13 protein-coding genes and 1 tRNA gene are annotated in these 15252 nt (G+C 65.8%); 6 read left to right on the forward strand and 8 right to left on the reverse strand.

Features of this window, described 5'->3' with window-relative positions:
* The first annotated feature begins 123 nt into the window (after positions 1-123).
* A complete protein-coding gene (locus tag RM532_RS08125) occupies positions 124-1578 on the forward strand; it encodes a sensor histidine kinase (protein WP_311652757.1) in 1455 nt (484 codons plus the stop codon).
* Positions 1575-2927, forward strand: coding sequence for a sigma-54-dependent transcriptional regulator (locus RM532_RS08130; protein ID WP_311652758.1), 1353 nt, complete (start codon positions 1575-1577; stop codon positions 2925-2927). The genes RM532_RS08125 and RM532_RS08130 overlap by 4 nt, the downstream gene beginning before the upstream one ends.
* A 3-nt stretch (positions 2928-2930) precedes the next feature.
* On the opposite strand, the gene RM532_RS08135 is transcribed toward RM532_RS08130, so the two are convergent.
* From RM532_RS08135 to ettA, 7 genes are all read right to left on the reverse strand, one after another.
* Positions 2931-3443 carry a DinB family protein gene (locus tag RM532_RS08135; protein WP_311652759.1) on the reverse strand — a complete coding sequence of 171 codons (513 nt, stop codon included), beginning with the start codon at positions 3441-3443 and terminating at the stop codon, positions 2931-2933.
* Complete coding sequence (locus RM532_RS08140) at positions 3440-4711, reverse strand: MFS transporter (RefSeq protein ID WP_311652760.1); 1272 nt, start codon at positions 4709-4711, stop codon at positions 3440-3442. Before RM532_RS08140 ends, RM532_RS08135 begins: the two co-directional genes overlap by 4 nt.
* Positions 4708-5565 (reverse strand): ATP-binding protein, encoded by an 858-nt coding sequence (locus tag RM532_RS08145; protein ID WP_311652761.1) that lies wholly within the window; start codon positions 5563-5565, stop codon positions 4708-4710. Before RM532_RS08145 ends, RM532_RS08140 begins: the two co-directional genes overlap by 4 nt.
* Before the next feature lie 115 nt (positions 5566-5680).
* A complete protein-coding gene (locus tag RM532_RS08150; RefSeq protein ID WP_311652762.1) occupies positions 5681-6172 on the reverse strand; it encodes a hypothetical protein in 492 nt (163 codons plus the stop codon).
* 287 nt (positions 6173-6459) lie between these two features.
* Positions 6460-7137, reverse strand: coding sequence for a hypothetical protein (locus RM532_RS08155; protein WP_311652763.1), 678 nt, complete (start codon positions 7135-7137; stop codon positions 6460-6462).
* 66 nt (positions 7138-7203) lie between these two features.
* Entirely contained in the window at positions 7204-8733 is a 1530-nt protein-coding gene (locus tag RM532_RS16090) for an OmpA family protein (RefSeq protein WP_311652764.1), read from the reverse strand.
* A gap of 155 nt (positions 8734-8888) precedes the next feature.
* The gene (gene ettA / locus RM532_RS08165) at positions 8889-10550 is read right to left on the reverse strand and encodes an energy-dependent translational throttle protein EttA (RefSeq protein ID WP_311652765.1); all 1662 of its coding nucleotides are present in this window, start codon (positions 10548-10550) and stop codon (positions 8889-8891) included.
* 202 nt (positions 10551-10752) lie between these two features.
* Between ettA and RM532_RS08170 the strand changes: the two genes are divergently transcribed.
* Both RM532_RS08170 and RM532_RS08175 read left to right on the forward strand, forming a co-directional pair.
* Complete coding sequence (locus RM532_RS08170) at positions 10753-11385, forward strand: phosphoadenosine phosphosulfate reductase domain-containing protein (RefSeq protein ID WP_311652766.1); 633 nt, start codon at positions 10753-10755, stop codon at positions 11383-11385.
* Between the two features lie 164 nt (positions 11386-11549).
* Positions 11550-13028, forward strand: a complete 1479-nt coding sequence (locus RM532_RS08175; protein ID WP_311652767.1) for a hypothetical protein — start codon at positions 11550-11552, stop codon at positions 13026-13028.
* Between the two features lie 73 nt (positions 13029-13101).
* On the opposite strand, the gene mltF is transcribed toward RM532_RS08175, so the two are convergent.
* Complete coding sequence (mltF, locus tag RM532_RS08180) at positions 13102-14568, reverse strand: membrane-bound lytic murein transglycosylase MltF (RefSeq protein WP_311652769.1); 1467 nt, start codon at positions 14566-14568, stop codon at positions 13102-13104.
* Between the two features lie 87 nt (positions 14569-14655).
* Between mltF and RM532_RS08185 the strand changes: the two genes are divergently transcribed.
* Positions 14656-14746, forward strand: a tRNA-Ser gene (locus RM532_RS08185).
* Between the two features lie 156 nt (positions 14747-14902).
* Positions 14903-15229 (forward strand): DUF1820 family protein, encoded by a 327-nt coding sequence (locus tag RM532_RS08190; RefSeq protein ID WP_311652770.1) that lies wholly within the window; start codon positions 14903-14905, stop codon positions 15227-15229.
* Positions 15230-15252: the final 23 nt, after the last annotated feature.

A 15252-nucleotide genomic window follows, 5' to 3' on the forward strand; every position in this document is an offset into this window, starting at 1 on the left:
AACCGGTGCTGATATGGCGGTATGGCGACGAAATCGGCCACCATTGGCCAGGCGCTGGCCAGTAGTGGCCAGGTTGGTGCCGGGCCGGTCGTGTCCGCCGCGCAAACCGGATAGCATCCGGCCATGCCTCGTCAGTTCACGTTCTCGCTCCAGGGCCTGCTCCGGGCCTATCTCGGCAGTCTGCTGGTGCTGGTGCTGGTGACCGCCGGCCTGTCGCTGGCCTGGGCCCTGGTCTGGCAGCAGAGCTCGCAGGCCTCATTGCGGCTCAACGGACTGCTGGTCGAGGCCCAGGCGGTGCGTGGCGATCTGTATCGCCAGATGAAGGAGATCACGCGGCTCGGAGAGGCGCCCAGCCGCGACGCCTACTGGCGGCGGCTGTATCGCATCGACGAGCACTTCTACCTGATGCGTCAGTACGCCGACACCGACGCCACCCGGGAAGCGATCGGGCGCATGGAGGAAGCCTACGAACTCATCGGGGTGGTGCTCAACCGGCTGGCCTACACCGCCAACCAGGCCCCGGGCGAACGCCGCATCGACGAGTTGCTCAACCCGGCCTACGATCGCTGGATGACCGGCGATTTCGAGATGGCCTACGACGACCTCAACGAACTCGTAGCCGACCGGCGGCAGACGCTGCAGGCGCGGCTCGATCGCTGGCTGGCGCTGGCGCCCTGGGTGTCGGCGGTGCCGCTGATTCTGGCCGGCCTGATGGTCTGGCGGGTCAGCCGGCGCTTTCGCCGCGGGTTCACCCAGCCACTGGAATCGCTGGTGCAGGGCACCGACGCGCTGGGCCAGGGACAGCTGGATCACCGGGTACCGGAGCAGGGGGTTGCGGAAATCCGTTACCTGGCCCGCACCCTCAACCGCATGGCGCGGGAGCTGGAGGCAAGCCGCCGGGAACTGGTGGAGCGTGAACGCCAGGCCGCGCTGGGCGCCCTGGTGCCGGTGATCGCGCACAATATTCGCAATCCCCTGGCCGGCATCCGCGCCAACGCACAATTGCTGGACGCCGAGGCGACGAGCGCCGAGGTGCTGGAAACCGGCGCCGACATCATGGAAGCCACCGACCGGCTGGAGCGCTGGCTGGCCGCGCTGCTGGCCTACCTGCATCCGTTGCGCCTGGACCCGGCGGCGCAATCCCTGGATGCGGTGCTGGAGGCCGCGGTGGCCGCCCTCGGCCCGCGGCCGGATACCCAGGGTGTGACCATTCGCCGCCAGGGCGAGGATGTCCGGTTGAATCTGGACGGCGCGCTACTGGAACAGGCGTTGCACGGTCTGATGTCGAATGCGTTGGAGGCCTCGCCCACCGGCGGCAGGGTGGACATCACGCTGGCGTCTGACGAGCGCGTCGTGCAGGTGCATATCGACGATCAGGGACCGGGCATGCGCATCGAGCCCGACCCGGATGCCCGCGGCCCCCTGCCGACCACCAAGAAGCGTGGAACCGGGTTGGGCATTCCATTTGCCTACAAGGTGGTTCAGGCCCATGGCGGTCAGCTGCGCTTCGAGGACCGCGATGGCGGCGGTACCCGCGTGACCATGATCCTGCCGCGCAGTGGCGGGGCGTCCGCATGAGTCGCGGCGCCCGCATTCTGCTGGTGGAGGACGAGGGGGCCCTGGCGCGCGCGGTCGCCCGGCGTCTGCAGCGGGACGGCCATGTGGTGGTCACCGCCGGCAGCCTGGCGGCGGCGCGGGACGCGGTGGACAAGCAGGTGCCGGATCTGCTGCTGCTCGACCTGAACCTTCCGGACGGTCTGGGTCTGGATCTGCTCGCCTGGATGCAGGACGAACGTGGCATCCAGGCCCCGGCGCTGGTGATGACCGCCTACGGGGAACTGGACGACGCGATTGTCGCGCTGCGTCGGCGGGCGGTGGATTTCCTGCGCAAACCGGTTGATCTGGATCATCTCTGCCGCGCGGTTGGCGAAGCGGTACGCGGTGAAGCCCCGCGCCGCCCGGGCGCGCCAGATCGGGCCTCCGGTGCCACGGTTCTGATCGGTGAGTCACCGGCCATGCAGCAGATCCGCCACGAGCTGGCGCGGGTCGCGCCGCTGGGGCGTGGCGATGCCCCGCCCAACGTGCTGATTACCGGCGAGACCGGGACCGGCAAGGATCTGGCGGCGCGGGCCCTGCACGAGGCCAGTCCCCGGGCGGCCGAGCCCTTCGTCCAGGTGGACTGCACCGCGCTGCCCGGTGAATTGATCGAATCCGAGCTGTTCGGCCATGAAAAGGGCGCGTTCACCGACGCCCACCGCGCCCGCGACGGGCTGCTGGCCGCGGCGGGCGAGGGCACCGCGTTTCTCAACGAAGTGGGCGAGTTGCCGCTGTCGCTGCAGGCCAAGCTGCTGACCGCGCTGGAAAGCCGCACCATCCGGGAAGTCGGCAGCTCACGGTCACGGCCGATTGCCGCCTGGTTCGTGGCCGCCACCAATCGCGAGCTCGACGAACTGGTCGCCGAAGGCGGCTTTCGCAGTGACCTCTATTACCGCCTGCATGTGCTGAGTCTGCGCATGCCGCCGCTGCGCGAGCGGGGTGAGGACGTCATCGAGCTGGCCCGCCATTTCGTCGCGGATACCGCCGGTCGTTACGGCCTGGCGGCGCCGGAGATCACCGCGGGTGCCGAGGCGGCGCTGCGCGGTTATCACTGGCCCGGCAACGTGCGGGAGCTGCGCCACGTGATCGAACGGGCGGTACTCATTCGTGCCGATCAGCGGCTGGAGGCCGAGCATCTTCAGCTGACGCCGGATGTGGCCGAGCCCGGACCAGCGGCTGACGCCACGGACAATCCGACCCTGGCCGGCCAGGAACGGGCCTTGATCGAAGCCACCCTGGCGCAGACCGACGGCAATATCTCGGAAACGGCCCGCCGGCTGGGGCTGTCCCGTGGGTCCCTGCGTTACCGCCTGGACAAGTACGGGCTCTGACGGTCAGGCGTCGATCACGGCATCCAGTGCCGGCAGCCAGGGCAGATCGGTCACGCCGTAGTCCACGCCCATCTGGCTGAGCAGGGTGGTGATCTGGCCACGGTGATGCGTCTGGTGGTTGAAGAAATGTGTCACCAGTACCCAGGCCGATAGCCGCCGGGTCAGGCCGTCGACATTGCTGGTATAGGTCATCGGTGCCGCGAGCCAGTCGGGTGATACGGTGGCCGCCCATTGTTCGATGGCCTCGTCGGTTGCGTGCCGCGCCGCGGTCAGTCGGTCGAAATCGGCATGCCGGTCTTCGCCGAGCCGCTGATCGACCGTGTCGCCGCGAAACCGGGCCAGCCAGGCCAGATCGCCGTCGAGCAGGTGATTGAGGGTGCCATGTATGGAGCCGAAGAACGCACCGCGATCCTGCTTGCGCTCGGGATCGTCAATAGTGGCGCAGACCGCATACAGCCGTTCGTTCATCCAGCGGTTGTAGGCAGCCAACGTGCGGACATGATCGGGCGAGATCATGCCGGGTCATCGCGATAGCCGAGTCCGCCGGTTTCGCGGCCGAGAAGGGTGGCGGCCAGGCCGACCAGATTGATCACGCAGAGCAGGGCCAGCCCGCGGCGGTAGTCCGCATGTTGCAGCATGTCGCCGACCGCCTGGCTTTCCAGCAGCCAGCCGAATGCCGGCTGCAGGACGGCGGCGCCGAGAAACAGGCCGGTGTTCACCAGCGCGATAGCCATTCCGGTGTGCCGGAACGACACGCTTTCCTTGGCGGCGGTGTAGCAGACGACCATGCCCGCGGGGCACAGGCCGTGGGCCAGGAACAGCCACCAGGCGGATGCCCCCGGGCCCCAGGGCCCCAGCCAGGTATAGAGATAGGTCAACAGGGACAGCACCGCGGCCGCCACGATCACGGGTTTGCGTCGCCCCAGCCGGTCGGACAGCCAGCCGGCAGCGAACGAGCCCAGGGCGAATGCCACCAGCGAAAGCGTGACGTAGTCCGAAGCGCTGGTGCGGTCGAGCGCGAACACGTCGTGGAACATGGGCACGGCCCACAGGCCGGAGAATGCGAAGAAGCTGCCCACCACCGCAAACAGGCCGGTGAAATGCGGCCAGAGCGCACGATTGCCGGCCACGGCGGCCAGGCTCGACCACCAGGCCTCACGGGGCGTGGCATCGGTGGTGCCGTGATCCGGGGTCGCGCTCGCCGGCCGATCCCGTACCACCAGAAAGATTGCCACCGCCAGTAGCAACGAGATCAGCGCCAGGCCGACGAAGGCTTCTCGCCAGTCCACCCAGTTCAGCAGCCTGGCCAGCGGACTGACGCCGAGTACGGCGCCGGCGTTGCCGATCAGGATTACCACGCCGGCCATGCGGGCGTACTGACGGGCATCGAACCAGTTGGCGTTGAATTTCATCAGCCCGACAAACGCGGTGGACACCCCCAGTCCCACCAGCAACCGACCGGCATCGGCGGCCAGCAGCCCGCCGGCGGCGGCGAACAGCAGCGATCCGCCCGCCGCCACCAGGCAGCCGCCGGCCACGGTCAGGCGCGGGCCGTAGCGATCGGCCATGATGCCCGCGGGAATCTGCATGGCGGTGTAGACGTAGAAGTACACCGCCCCCAGCCAGCCCAGCGCCACCGCGCTGGCGTTCAGGTCCTGCCTTAGCTGATCGACGATCACCGTCGGGGCCACCCGGTGGAAGAAGGCCACCATGAAGGCGCTGGCCAGCAGCGAGAACGCGATCAGGCGCAGGCGACGCTGCCGCGGGTCGAGTGGCTCGGTCATGCGGACTCGTCGGGTTGCTGGCCGAGCCAGTGCAGGGCGAACTGGCGGGCGGCGCGCCCGCTGCGCACGCCGCGAGCCAGCGCCCATTGCAGCGCGGCACGGCGGAACGAGGCATCACCGTCGACGGCTTGACCCAGTCGGTCGAGATGGCTGCGCACGATCGCCAGATAGGCCTCCTGATCGAAGGGATAGAACGACAGCCATAGTCCGAAACGTTCCGACAGCGACAGCTTTTCCTCGACCGCGTCGCCATGGTGGATCTCGCCGTCCACGTTGCGGGCCTGGCGATTCTCGTCCAGATATTCCGGCAATAGATGGCGCCGGTTAGAGGTGGCATAGATCAGCAGGTTGTCCGGCGGTGCCAGCAGCGAGCCGTCCAGCATCGACTTCAGCGCCTTGTAGCCGGGATCATCCTCGCCGAAGGAAAGATCGTCGCAGAATATGATGAACCGTTCGGGCCGATCGCTGAGCAACGGCGCGATATCCGGCAGGTCGACTAGGTCCCGGGCATCCACCTGGATCAGACGCAGGCCGCGGTCCACGAACTCATGCAGCAACGCCCGGATCAGCGAGGATTTGCCGGTCCCGCGCGCGCCCCACAGCAGCGTATTGTTTGCGGGCTGCCCGCTCAGGAACTGCTGTGTGTTGAGCACAAGGGCGTCTTTCTGCGCGCCAATCCCATGCAGATCGGCCAGCGGCAGGGTGTTGACCCGGAACACGGGCTGGAGTTGCTGACGACCTGTCCAGCGGAACGCGGGGGCTTGCCAGTCGACGGCATGGGAGGGATCGGTCCGGCGTTCCAGCCGGTCGAGCAGCCCTTCGCCACGGTCGATCAGGCCGTGGAGCCGTTGCATGAGCCGCTCGTCCATGGAATCGAATGATGGGCCGCGAACCGGCTCGTGACAAGCCGGGCATAAAAAACCCCCAGCAAGATGCCGGGGGTTGATTCGTCAGACCCTCGGTCGAGGGCTATGGCAGGGCAGGCAGGCTCGGCAGGCCGGCACCGCCGCCAGCAGCTAGTATCTGTTCCAGGATGGCGGGGTCAAGGGCATCCAGCGGCAGTCCGAGACCATCAATGCCCGGAATCGGCGACATCGCGCCGCCGGTGCCACCCGGCAGGCCCGGGATGCCGAAACCATCCGGCGCGAAGTTGCCGAAGATGTCGGTGAAGAAGGCGAATCCGTCGCCCGGGTTGTTGAAGCCGAGCAGCTGGTCAAGAACACCCTCTTCGCCGGCCACGCCCTGCATGATGATGGTGTCGACCAGCCCGCGCTGGACCTGCCCCGGATCCTGATTGACCAGCAGGCCTTCCAGCACGTCGTTCAGGCCGCCGCCGGCGGTGCCGCGCAGCAGGCCGCTGTTGCTGCCGGTGGCGCCGTCCGTGGTGGGTTCCAGGTTCTGGGTCATCAGCGTGTTGACCAGACCATCAACCGGGCCAGCCGGCCCGAGCAGGACGCCCACGAAGCTCTCGTTCTGAGCCGAGGCAGTTCCCGAAAGAGAAAGGCCGAGCAGGCCTAGAGCAATCAAACGTTTCATTTTCCAGTTCCTCGTGAAATGTCGACAATTATCAGATCAGGATTCGGTGGTTGTTCCGGTTGGTACGCCGCCGCGACGATGGTCAACCTACGCAATGTATCGGCGTTTTCCTACAGAACTTTAGCCTATTATGTCGGCAATGCATGGGAAAAGAAAAGAGCCCCGCATTGCGGGGCTCCGAAGTCATCACAAACAACTGACTCTCGACAGGGTTACAGCCCCTCCAGTGTCGCCCCGTTCACCAGTGCCAGCGCCGTGGCCGGGTCGAGGTCGGACAATGGCAGCGGCAGGCTGTTGAGTGGTAGGCCGCCGGCACCGCCGGTTGCCAGGCCACCGCCCAGCAGGCCGCCGATGAGGGGCAAGCCGCCATCGCCGCCGAACAGGTCGCCGATCAGAGGCAGGCCACCGTCGTCACCGCCCAGCAGCCCGCCAATCAGCGGCAGACCGCCATCACCGCCCAGTAGCCCTCCGACCAACGGCAGTCCACCGCCGTCACCACCGAGCAGACCGCCACCAAGGCCGCTGCCATCGCCGGTGAGTGCCATCAGCAGGTTGGGGACCAGACCGGGCCGGGTATCGTCGCCGATGACCAGAAGCCCCACGCCATCCAGGGTGGTACCCAGATCCAGGAATGGGTCCTGAAGCAGGCCGGCCAGGGTGCCGTTGAGCGCTACACCGGCATTGCCGCGAATGAGCCCGCTGCCGCCATCCGCGCCGGCCACGCTGCTCACCAGCGGTTCGGCCTGAAAGGTTGTCAGCGTCTCCAGCAGACTGGGAACGACGCCGTCACCCGCCAGCAACAGATTGAGCACACCGGGGTTTTCTTGGGCGAGGGCCGGGCTGCCATGCAGCAGCCCGGCCATCACCACACCTATCAAAGTCTTCTTCATCACTTCCTCCTTGAAGTTTCACGGGAACAGTCCTTTGTCCCGCCGTCGTATCGTCCGGTGATTGGCCTACCGCTGGCCGACCACCTTCAATTCCACACGACGGTTCCGGGCCCGACCCTCGGGGTTGTCCGAGCCGTCGGGATTGACGTTGGGTGCCACCGGCTGGCTCTCGCCATAACCGCGGGCCACCATCCGGCTGCGGTCGATACCCTGACCAACCAGGAACTCGACCGCGGATTCGGTACGTTCCTGCGACAGTTCAAGGTTGTAGGAATCGGAGCCGATCGAGTCGGTATGGCCGGCCACCTCGACATTGAATCCGGGCGAATCCTTGAGCGTTTCCGCCACGCCGATCAGGATTTGCTCGGCATTCGGGGTGAGCCGCGCACTGTTGAACTCGAATTTCACGCCCTGGAGCACGGTGCTCTGACCCACGGCACAGCCGTCGGTGGTCACCGGCTGACCCGGCGGGGTGTCGGGGCACTTGTCACGGTCATCCGGCACACCGTCGCCGTCGGAGTCGACCACCAGCGGGCAGCCAGACGCATTGACCTGCGTGCCCTTGGGCGTGTTCGGGCAATCGTCTTTGTAGTCAGGGACGCCGTCACCGTCGGAATCCAGCGGGCAGCCGGTATCGTCGACCGGCACGCCGGACGGGGTATTCGGGCACTTGTCCGCGTAGTCGGGTACGCCGTCGCCGTCGGAATCCAGCGGACAGCCGTCGGCATCGACCGGGGCGCCGGACGGAGTGTTCGGACACTTGTCGTCCACGTCCGGTACGCCGTCGCCGTCGCTGTCGGTCAGGGCCGCCGGGGCGAAGACGTAGCGCAGGCTCAGCATCGCCGAGTGCTGCTCGTAATCCACGTCGGTGCGCTGGGTATTGCCGGTCGCCGGATCGGTGGCCTCGAATTCGGGATCATCGGCCTTGAAGAACCGGTAACCGAGGCCGAGGGCCAGGGTATCGGTCAGGTCGAACTCAATACCGGCACCGAGCTGGGCTGCCAGCACGGTGTCGTCGGCGGCACCGCCCCCGGCGTCGAGCTCGATTTCGGCCGCACCAAGACCGCCACCCACATAAGGATGCCAGTTGCCGTCCGGGTTGAAGTCGAACCAGGCGTTCGCCATCAGGGCGGTCGACGTGATGTCACCCTCGGCATCGGTGCTGCCACCCATGTTGTTGTTGATCATGTCGAGGTCGTTCTCGCTGTAGCGAAGCTGCAGCTCGGAACGGAAACCGCCTTCCCAGGCATAACCGAGTGACAGGCTGCCGAAGGCACCGTCGTCGTACTCGATTTCGAAGTTCTGGGAGTTGCCAAAGCCACCGGCACCGCCAGCGCCGCCCTGCCCACCGCCGCCAGGGCCGGTGGGGAAGAGGTTGATCAGGCCTGGGATGACCAGAAAGCCGCTGCCTCCCTGACCCGGTTGGCCGGGTTGACCGGGTTGGCCTGGCCCGAAGGTTTCCTGCGTCGCGTCGCTGTCGTTCAGCTTGCTGTAGCCGAGTCCGCCTTCCACGTACCAGCCCGGATCAACCGCGCCCGCCGTGGTAAACGAAAACGCCAGAGCGGCCGCCGCCGCCATGCGGAGGTTCTTGCTCATCCCTGATCCCCTTGATTGATGCAACCGGTTGTCCCCAAGCCGGCGCTGTAGCGCCAAAAACTTGACGTTAAGGAGTGTAACGCCGCGCCATGCGGTTGTACATACGCGTGCAAATGAAATTTTTGCGGCGTCAACCGGGGCTTGCAGCCGGTAGTTCAGGCCAGCTTTCGATGTTTCGACTTGGTGGGCGCGTCCGCGGCATCACCCAGGCGGCGCTTGCGATCAGCCTCGTAGTCCTGGAAATTGCCTTCCAGGAAAACGGGCCCGTCCGCCTCGAAGGCCAGAATGTGGCTGGCAATGCGGTCGAGGAACCAGCGGTCGTGGGAAATGACCAGGACGCAGCCGGGAAATACCAGCAATGCTTCCTCCAGCGCTCGCAGGGTTTCCACATCCAGGTCGTTGGTCGGTTCGTCCAGCAGGAGCACGTTGCCGCCGGCCCGTAGTAGCTTGGCCAGATGCACGCGGTTGCGCTCGCCGCCGGACAGGTCGCCGATACGCTTCTGCTGGTCGCCGCCCTTGAAGTTGAAGCGGCCGACGTAGGCCCGCGAGGGCACTTCGTAGTGGCCGACCCGGATGATGTCCTGCCCGTCGCCGATTTCCTCCCATACCGTCTTGCCGCCATCAAGGCTGTCGCGGGACTGGCTGACGTAGGCCGGCTCCACGGTATCGCCGACCGTCACCTCGCCGGCATCGGGCTGCTCTTCACCGGTGAGAAGGCGGAACAGGGTGGTCTTGCCCACGCCGTTGGGGCCGATGATGCCGACGATGGCACCGCGCGGGATGCGCAGGTTGAAGTCCTGGTACAGCGTACGATCGCCATAGGCCTTGCTGACGCCCGCCAGTTCGAATACCTGCTCGCCCAGACGCGGCCCCGGCGGAATATAGATCTCGTTGGTTTCCGAGCGCTTCTGGTGCTCGCGGCTGGCGAGTTCCTCGAACTGCTTCAGCCGTGCCTTGTTCTTGGCCTGCCGGCCCTTGGGATTGGTTCGCACCCATTCCAGCTCGGCCTTGATGGCTTTCTGGTGGGCGTCCTCGCTTTTCTGTTCGCGGGCCAGGCGTTTTTCCTTGGCTTCCAGCCAGGCCGAGTAGTTGCCCTCGAACGGAATGCCGTGTCCGCGGTCGAGCTCCAGAATCCAGCCGGCGACGTTGTCCAGGAAGTAGCGATCATGGGTCACGGCCACCACCGTGCCCGGAAAGTCGGCCAGGAACCGCTCGAGCCAGGCCACCGATTCGGCATCCAGGTGGTTGGTGGGCTCGTCCAGCAACAGCATGTCCGGCTTTTCCAGCAACAGCTTGCACAGGGCCACGCGGCGGCGCTCGCCGCCCGACAGCTTGCTAACATCGGCATCCCAGGGCGGCAGGTTCAGGGCCGCGGCAGCCCGGTCGAGCCGGCTGTCCAGCTCCCAGCCGTCGGCGGCCTCGATCGCCTCCTGCAGGCTGGCCTGTTCCGCCAGCAGGGCGTCGAAGTCGGCGTCGGGATCGGCGAATGCGTTGCTGATCTCGTTGAAGCGGTCCAGCTGCCCCTTGATCTCGGCGACCCCTTCCTCGATGTTGCCGCGGACATCCTTGCTGTCGTCCAGCGGGGGCTCCTGGGGCAGGTAGCCGATGCGGATGCCGGGCATCGGCCTTGCTTCGCCCTCGATTTCGGTGTCGACCCCGGCCATGATCCGCAGCAATGTCGACTTGCCGGCACCGTTATAGCCCAGTACGCCGATCTTTGCGCCGGGGAAGAACGACAGCGAGATGTCGCGCAGGATATGCTTGCCCGGCGGCACAACCTTGCCGACCCGGTTCATGGTGTAGATGTACTGACTCATCGTGGTGGCGACAGTGGCAAGTGAAGCGCGCCATTATCCGCGAGCCACTGCCGATGTGCCATCGGCGACGGTGAGTCCAAACAAAAAAGAATTACAAGACGTATCAATATAACCTGAAACGCATGTCATGAGGGCTGCGTTAGCGGGATACTGCGCGTCATCAACAATCCGTCAACGCGTTGCTTCAGACGCGAGGCCGAGTATGACCGACACCGATACCACCAATCTCAACCAGCAGCTGGCGAACCAGTCCGCCGAGGCTATCGTGGCGTGGGCGCTGTCCCGCCCGGGTCGCCCGCTGATCACGACCAACTTCGGACCCTATTCCGCGGTTCTGTTGCACATGTGCACGCAGGCGCGTCCGGATCTGCCGGTACTGTGGGTGGACTCCGGCTACAACACGCGACAGACCTATCTCTATGCCGAGAGCCTGATCGAGATGCTGGATCTGGATATTCACGTGTACAACCCGCTGCAATCCGCGGCGCGACGCGATGCGCTGATGGGCATTCCCGACGTCGACGATCCCCGTCACGAGACCTTCACCGAGCAGGTCAAGCTCGAACCGTTCCGCAGAGCATTCGCCGATCTGAAGCCGGACCTCTGGCTGACGGCGCTGCGGCGCGAGCAGACCGAGTTTCGCCAGGGGCTGGAAACGGTCACGCAGGATCAGCCGGGCGGTGTGCTGAAGGTGTCGCCGCTGCTGGACTGGCGCGAGACCGACATGAAGGCCTACCTGCTGGCCCATGGTCTGCCCAACGAGAACCGCTACTTCGATCCCACCAAGGTGCTGGGCAATCGCGAGTGCGGCCTGCACAACCGGTTCACCGCGTAATCGGGCACATCTCGAAGTCGGCCGGCAAAAGTGGGCGGTCGTTGTAAGAAAATTTCCGGCTTACCCCTCATGCCGGGACACTGACGGTCGATACCGGAGCCTGTACGCGGCACATCTGGTCCGCGACTCGGCTCCCCCAATCGATACGTTCACGAGGTGCAGGCATGAATTTTCCGAGTTCAAGATTTCTACTGGGTGCGTTGTTCAGCGCCTGGCTGGCGCTGGCTACCGGCTGTGGCGGCGGTGGCGGCGGCGGCTCCGCTGCGGATGATGGCAATCAGCCGGTTCCGGTTGGCGGCAATCAGGTCGCCGGCCCGGCCGACCCGGTCCAGGACGCGCTGACCGATGTCGGTGATACCACCGGCGACGCGCCAGTCATCGGCGATACGTCCGCTGCGCTGCTATCCGCGCTGGTTGCGCTGCTCGACGCGCCGGATGGTCTGGCCAGCGGTTTCCAGAGTTTCCTCACCAGCCAGAATCCGGATGACCTGATCGCCGGTGGCGATCTGGCCGGCGACGCGCTGCTCAGCTTTGCCGCCGGGCTCTCCGAGACCCTGATTCAGTTGACGGAAGAAGGGCAGGCGATTCCCGGTTCCGAGAATCTGCTGCCTCTGCTTACCCAGTTGCAGGTCGAGGTACAGGACGGCATCACCGGTCAGACCGACGGTGGTGACCTGACCGCGATTACCGATCTGCTGGTTCAGATCGCAGGCGAGCTGGACACCCTGTCCGGTCAGGTTCCGTCTCAGGTGGCTGACGCGCCACTGGTGGGTGATCTGCTCACTGCGCTGGGTACCGGTGCCGATGATCTCAGCATCATCCTGGATGCCACCGGGCGCCTGGATGGGGACGACACCAGCGCCGCGCTGGTGGATTCGTTCGAAAATCTGCTCACCAGCCTGTCCGGTTCCCTGCCGGGTGATGCCAATTCCGCGTTGACCGGTGCCGTCGGTGACGCAACGGTTCAGTTCGAGAACGGCTTGGCCGTGGTGCTCAACCCGCTGTTCCAGGCCCTGCGGGGTGTGCTGGCGCCGGTGACCGGCGAGACCTCGCCGCTGGCGCCGGTGCTTGGCGCCGGGTTTGCCGGTGACTTCAGCGATTTCGGTGGCGAAGCCGGGTTTGGTGATCTCCTGGCCGGCGGCGGCACCGGGAGCGGTGGCACCCAGATTCCGTTGCTGTCCGATCTGCTTTCGGGACTGCCAGTTCTCGGTGATGTGCTGGCCGGCCTGATGGGGGGGGAGGCTGCTGGCGGTCTGGATACGCTGAGCAACCTTCTCGCCAATGGTGGTACGGGTAATGTGCCGCTGCTGGGTGACGTGCTGCAGGGTGTTCCCGCTCTGGGTGGAGCCGACCCGGCCTCGCTGCCGCTGCTGGGCGACTTGCTGACCGCGCTGCTCAGCCTGGATGGCGACGGCGTGCCGGTGATCAGCGATATCCTGGACTCGGCTGGTGGCACGGGGACCGGTTTCGATTCCAGCCAATTCAGCGACATCATCGATGGTTTGCTGCCGGAGTTGTTCGCCAGTTTCGGTGGCCAGGATGCCAATGGCGGCTTCCTGAGTGGTGCCGAGGGCCTGCCCGTCATCGGTGGCATTATCTCGGGGCTGCTGGGAAGCATTCTCGGTCTGCTCGGTCTTATCTGAACGAGCCGACCGTTTTGGCCTTTCCAGGCTAAAGCCTAGTCATGACGCCGGCCTTCGGGCCGGCGTTTTTCGTTCACAGCGCCGGCACATTCATGTCCAGCGCCCGTTCCGCCGCCGTGTCGGACGTTTCCGGTTCGCGCTGCAGGCTTTCGGGCTTTTCCGTATCGGGACTGCCGGTCATCCACAGCAGGATGTCGTAGTAGGCGCGGACGTTGCCGACGTATGTCACCGCTTCATGGCCGCGGGCGTACCCGTAGCGGGTCTGGCTGTGATAACGCTTCTGGGTCAGCCAGGGCAGGGCATCGCGCAGGTTGATCCAGCTATCCGGATCACGATCGCGCTGGCGCAGCAGCTCACGGGCATCGAGTACGTGCCCCAGGCCCAGGTTGTAGGCGGCCAGGGCGGTCCAGGTGCGATCCGGCTCCTCGATGCCATCAGCCAGGCGTTCGCGCAGGTCCCGGATGTATCGGGCGCCTCCCTCGATGCTCTGCGCCGGATCCGTGCGGTCGGCCACGCCGAGTTCTTCCGCGGTCTGCTCGGTCAGCATCATCAGCCCTCGCACGCCGGTCGGGCTGACCGCTTCCGGGTCCCAGTGGGATTCCTGATAGCCCACCGCCGCCAGCAGGCGCCAGTCCAGGCCGTTTTCCTCGGCTGCTGTCTCGAACGCGGGACGCCAGCGGTCGAGCCGCTCCTCGGCGATGCGGGCGAAGGTCTGGCCGCCGACAAAGCCAAGCCGCTTGGCATGGCCGAAGTGTCGGTCCCGCAGTATGGTCATGGCCGCATCGCCCCGCATGCCGGCCAGGAAGGCTATTGCCCGGTTGTAGAGGGCATCGTGTTCCCGGGCGGGAAATACCCAGGTACGCGATGCGGTGACAGGCAGGGTGAAGGCGGTGCGCAGGCGCGGGTAGTAGCGCTGATTGAGCTGCACCAGCCGGGCGTCGGCGACGGTTGCACGGATGTCCCCCTCGGCCACCCGCGCCAGCAGTTCCTCGGCGTTGGCCGATTCGTCCACCCGGAAGTTCAGCGTTGGGTGCGCCTGCCGCAACCAGTTGGTGACCGCATCGTCCCGGGCGACGGTCAGCTTGCCGTCCAGCGAGGCAAGGTCGTCGGGCGTCGGATCGTCGGCCTGATAGACCACCGTGGGTTGCAGGTCCAGATAGCCCGGTGTCAGCCGGTAATCCCGACGCAGCGCTGCGGTAGCGGTGAGGCCGACCGAGAAATGGCTGTTGCCCTGGCGCACCGCGCGGGTGAGGGCGGCGCGGGTATCGACGACCTGCATGTCGAGTTCCACCCCGAGTTGATCGGCGAACGCCTGGGCCAGATCGTATTCGAACCCGGTAGGGCCGGCCGGCCCCAGGTAGTAAGTAGTGGCGGAATTCACGGTCGCGACCCGGAGTATGCCCGTAGCCTGGATTTCCGCCATGGGCGAAACCGGCGGCTGACAGGTCGCCAGCAGCGCCAGTGCCAGCAGTATCGTCACCCAGCGCAGCGAAACCCGATACCGCTGCGCTGGCAGCCGATGGACGGCGGCGTCACTCATGGAATGCATATTGTCGCTTGGGGCCGCGTTCCATTCCCTGTAAACTTCGCCCGTCGGGTGGCTGATGCATCGCACCGACAGCTTTCCGGAGAGGTACCGAAGTGGTCATAACGGCACCGACTCGAAATCGGTTGGGGGCTTACGCCCCACGTGGGTTCGAATCCCACCCTCTCCGCCAGATTCCCCACTGCTCGGCAATCCGGACGCTGGTCGACCGGCATACCGGTTCCGGTGTGGATGCGCGAGTGGTAGCGGCGTGTCCTGACCGCCGAATTCCTGTGATGCCGGCATGGCCGCATCTTAACGCAGCAATCGCCGGGAGACGCTGACCAGCATGGCGGACAAGCAACGCCTTTATCGGGTGACCTTCTTCAATCAGGGTCATATCTACGAGGTCTACGCCAAATCCGTGTCGCAGGGTGGGTTGTACGGTTTCGTGGAAATCGAGCAACTGGTCTTCGGCGAACGCAGCGAACTGGTGGTCGACCCGGCCGAGGAAAAGCTGGCCAGCGAATTCGCCGATGTGATCCGCTCCTATATTCCCATGCATGCGGTGGTGCGCATCGACGAGGTACGCAAGCGCGGCGCGGCCAAGGTGACGGACGCCGGCGGCAGTGACGGCAAGGTCATGCCGTTTCCGGTCTACACCGGCCGGAATTGACCGAGGCAATGGCGCGAAAGCAA

This window comes from Spectribacter hydrogenoxidans, assembly GCF_031846275.1.
Classification (GTDB): Bacteria; Pseudomonadota; Gammaproteobacteria; order Nevskiales; family Salinisphaeraceae; genus Spectribacter; species Spectribacter hydrogenoxidans.